This is a genomic window from Bacillus sp. S4, from assembly GCF_040838205.1.
GTDB classification, from domain to species: Bacteria; Bacillota; Bacilli; order Bacillales; family Bacillaceae_G; genus Bacillus_A; species Bacillus_A cereus_U.
This window is the reverse complement of the sequence record NZ_JBFPJI010000386.1, coordinates 1-2,863: the sequence shown is the minus strand read 5'-3', so window position 1 is coordinate 2,863 and position 2,863 is coordinate 1. Positions and strand designations below refer to the sequence as shown.

The window sequence follows — 2,863 nt, the reverse complement described above, 5'->3', positions numbered from 1 at the left end:
ATACAATATATAGAAGAAAAAAATTATAGAATCTCCAAAATTTAGACAAACTTTTCATTTTTATAAGGTTATACTGAAGTTATCAAGCTATATATGGGTAATAAGACTCCCGTCTTAAAGTATATATAGGACAGGGTTCGAATTAGGTGGATATAAATGAAGTATTAACTTCTAAACGGGGGCAGTTTAAGGATATTTTAGTATTCATAGGAAACCTACACTAAAAAACGTGTTAAAGAATAAAGTGGAGGAAGTTCAAAAATCCAACGAAAAAGAGGATTGATATTGTGATTACGAAAAGTTTTTATTTCACTCATGCAACAGGGAATTGTATTAAAATATTTGAAATCCCTGTCCTACAAACACAGCATCCATTAGCGTTTCTAATTCAGTCTCGTCTTCAATTGTTTATTGCAAAAATTCAAAAACATAAAAACCCAAGAGTCTCGTACTCTTTCCGTGAATATTTACAGAGTTGTTTGAAGTGGAATGATTATTCAAATGTATATAAAACAAATACTCTTGAAAAGAATGCATAATATACAGCAGGGACAGAGTTAGGTAGGCTCTGTCTTTTTTATTTTAGGTATAAAAATATAATTAATTTGGTGAAATTTATTCGAAATTGTTGAAAGCATCAGGAATGCTAGTATAATAACAGGGAGAGCGTATTCGAAAGGGAAGAATATAATATGCAAAAAATTAAAATTGTAACAGATTCAACGGCAGATTTAACTCAAGAAGTGATTGAGAAGTATGATATTCATGTTTTACCATTATCTATTTCTGTAAATGGACAAACATACTTAGATCGTGTAGATTTGCAACCGGATGAATTTATTGAAGAAATGATTAAATCAGAAGAATTACCAAAAACATCACAACCGGCTATGGGTACATTTGTAGAAATGTATGACAAGCTAGGCGAAGACGGAAGCCAAGTGCTTTCTATTCATATGACAGGTGGAATGAGCGGTACTGTCGCAACAGCGAATAGCGCTGCATCAATGACAGATACAAAAGTAACAGTTGTTGATTCTCAATTTATTACACATGCTTTAGCATATCAAGTAATTGAAGCTGCAAAAATGGCAAAAGAAGAATGCTCACTAGAAGATATTTTAAAACGTATTGATGAAGTAAGAAAGAATACTCGTTTATATGTTGTCGTAGATACATTAGAGAACTTAGTGAAGGGTGGACGTATCGGTAAAGGGAAAGCTTTTATCGGTTCATTACTTAATATTAAACCTATTGCGAGCCTTGAAGGTGGCGTATATAATCCGGTAACGAAAGTACGTAGCCAAGGGCAAATTGTAAAAACATTGGCTAAAATATTCGAGGAGGATACTGCTGGAAAAGTGGTGAAAGCTGTTGCGATTCCACATGCTAAAGCAATTCCTTTAGCAGAAAGTGTAAAAGCTGCTGTTGAAAAAGTGAATGGATTCACTCAATCAGAGATTTTCTATACAACACCAGTTATCAGTACTCATACAGGACCAGGAGCAATTGGTTTTATGTATTTAGCAGAGTAATAAAAAAGCTACTTGAAATGAATTTTCAAGTAGCTTTTTTTATGTGTATATGAAGTAAGAAATGAGAAGGGAAATACAGGCGCTTCCGCTAATGATATAGCGAGTCTGTAAATAATCTTTCATGGAAAACACCCTTTTCGATTTTTTGAAGTATATGGTAAATTACTCAGAAAATTTAGTTCTATTATACATGAGAAGTTTCTGTGATTTTTACTGGTTCTTTATCTGGGACAATAGGGCTATAAGTGAAAGTTTGACCTAAAAAGAGAACATGTAGTTGTTCCCACGGTAGCATTCGTAAATTCCAGTTATTTCGTAGTCGTGTTACTGCTTCCCTTGGTGTTTCATCTGCTAAAGCAAAAGTACCGTAGTGCATGGGAATGAAATGTGTAGCTTTTATATCTAGATAGGCTTGCACAGCTTCTTCTGGTGAAACGTGAGACACTTTCATAAACCATTCTGGCTCATAGGCACCAATTGGCATAAGTGCAATATCGATTGAAAAACGTTTGCCGATCTCTTTAAATCCTTGGAAATAACCACTATCACCACAAAAATAAATGGTTTCTGAAGAAGTTATATTATCAATGATCCATCCTCCCCAGTGAGAGGTGTTCATATCAAATAATGTTCTTCTCGTCCAGTGCTGGGCAGGTACGAAGTGAAAAGAGACTTCATCAATTGTTGTACTTTCCCACCAATTGTATTCTTCTACATTGGTGAATTTTTTACGAGTAAATAATTTTTTTAGCCCAATAGGAACTAGGTATAAAGTATCATCGCTTAGTTGACGAAGAGATGAAAAGTCTACATGATCGTAATGACCGTGTGAAATAAGAACGATATCGATTTTAGGTAGTTCTTTTATAGTGAGCCCAGGCTCAGTAAGTCGTGGAACTAACTTTAATTTATTAGCCCATACTGGATCTGTTAAAATATTTAAGCCGTTCGTTTGAATGAGAAAAGTTGAATGACCAATCCATGTGACAGTCGTTTTTTCAAAGTTATTTAGCAGAAATTTACTTTGTTTAACAGGTGATTGTTCTACTAGGAAAGAAAAGTCTTTTTTGTTTTGCTTTCTCTCTTTACGCCAGCGTAAGAAGGAGCGAATTGATTTTTTTGTACTTACATTATCCATATTTTCATAGCGCTTTGCCATGAACATCACCTCATTTAAAATCGTTGTAGTTGTATTGTACCGAAATGTTGTTAAGGAATACAGTGTTTAACATGGATTAATGTTTAAGTAATTGTAAAAAAATAGGGAGATTTATTTACAAATTTAACAATGAACTTTGTTTCGCAAATAATGGTTAGAGAAATAATAG

General features: G+C 33.7%; 3 protein-coding genes. 2 read left to right on the top strand and 1 reads right to left on the bottom strand.

All coding sequences use genetic code 11. From position 1 onward, the window contains the following. Window positions 1-287: 287 nt before the first annotated feature. Both AB3X48_RS20555 and AB3X48_RS20550 read left to right on the top strand, forming a co-directional pair. Window positions 288-539, top strand: a complete 252-nt coding sequence (locus AB3X48_RS20555; protein WP_002158010.1) for a DUF2535 family protein — start codon at window positions 288-290, stop codon at window positions 537-539. A 153-nt stretch (window positions 540-692) separates the two neighbouring features. Further along, window positions 693-1,535, top strand: coding sequence for a DegV family protein (locus AB3X48_RS20550; RefSeq protein WP_016104736.1), 843 nt, complete (start codon window positions 693-695; stop codon window positions 1,533-1,535). Between the two features lie 184 nt (window positions 1,536-1,719). On the opposite strand, the gene AB3X48_RS20545 is transcribed toward AB3X48_RS20550, so the two are convergent. Continuing rightward, window positions 1,720-2,694, bottom strand: a complete 975-nt coding sequence (locus AB3X48_RS20545) for an MBL fold metallo-hydrolase (RefSeq protein ID WP_016104737.1) — start codon at window positions 2,692-2,694, stop codon at window positions 1,720-1,722. Window positions 2,695-2,863: the final 169 nt, after the last annotated feature.

Coding starts and splice junctions, on each gene's coding strand:
- AB3X48_RS20550 (WP_016104736.1), top strand. CDS start 693: ATGCAAAAAATTAAAATTGTAACAGATTCAACGGCAGATTTAACTCAA.
- AB3X48_RS20545 (WP_016104737.1), bottom strand. CDS start 2,694: ATGGCAAAGCGCTATGAAAATATGGATAATGTAAGTACAAAAAAATCA.